This window comes from Vibrio sp. B1-2 (assembly GCF_963888445.1).
Lineage (GTDB): Bacteria > Pseudomonadota > Gammaproteobacteria > Enterobacterales > Vibrionaceae > Vibrio > Vibrio anguillarum.
The window spans coordinates 1-898 of sequence record NZ_CAWPJH010000027.1 but is presented as its reverse complement, the minus strand read 5'-3'; the positions used below and the strand labels follow the sequence as shown (position 1 = coordinate 898).

Sequence of the window (898 nt, the reverse complement as noted above, 5' to 3'; positions counted from 1 at the left end):
GTGGAAGGGAAAAAGATGGCAAGGTTAAGTTTTAGGCTCACCGTGGAGGGTTTGGCAGACGACACGTTAGTGGTACGTGAATACCAAGGCGTGGAATCGCTGTCTGATAGCGCGCAAGCGGGCCTGCATTGCTACGGTTTTCGCTATGAGATAAAACTGGCCAGTCGCCAATCTGGTTTAACGGCGCTGGAGCTGGTGGACAAAACCGCTCAGCTTGAGATGTTGCGTGATGGCCTTGTCGTGCAGCGCGTGCACGGCATTGTGCGCCAGTTCAGTAAAGGCGATATTGGCCATCATCACACCTTTTACTCACTTACCTTAGTCCCGGCATTAGAGCGGCTATCACTGCGCCAAAACAGCCGTATTTTCCAGCTCAAAACCGTTCCCGAAATCCTCTCCATCGTACTGCAAGAAATGGGCATTAACGACTACGCCTTCTCGCTGAAGCGCGAGTGTGCACAGCGTGAATTCTGCGTGCAGTACCGTGAGACGGATATCGACTTCTTGCACCGCTTAGCCGCCGAAGAAGGCTTGGTGTATCACTTCATTCATGAAGAGGGGAAACACACCCTCTTTTTCAGTGACGACAGCCAAAGTCTGATAAAGCGAGAAACGCCTATCCCTTACAACGCCCTTGCGGGTGGCGTGATGGAGAGCCCTTATGTGTCGCAATTAACGCAACACAGCCAAACCGAAGTGAGCCACAGCGCGCTGCAAGATTACAGCTTTAAAAAGCCGAGCTACTCGTTTGCCCAGCAAGCGCAAGGGCGCGAGATGGATTACCAGCAAGCGACCTACGAGCACTTTGATGCACCGGGTCGCTTTAAAGACGACGTCAGCGGCAAAGCCTTTAATCAAATTCGCTTAGAGTACTTACGACGAGAAGCGCGTACCGCGA

At 52.4% G+C, this 898-nt stretch carries 1 protein-coding gene; it reads left to right on the top strand.

All coding sequences use genetic code 11. The annotated features are described in order from the left end of the window. Positions 1 to 15 precede the first annotated feature (15 nt). Positions 16 to 898: type VI secretion system tip protein TssI/VgrG (tssI, locus tag AACQ75_RS09900; protein WP_170889826.1), on the top strand; the 883-nt coding region annotated here is incomplete at its 3' end.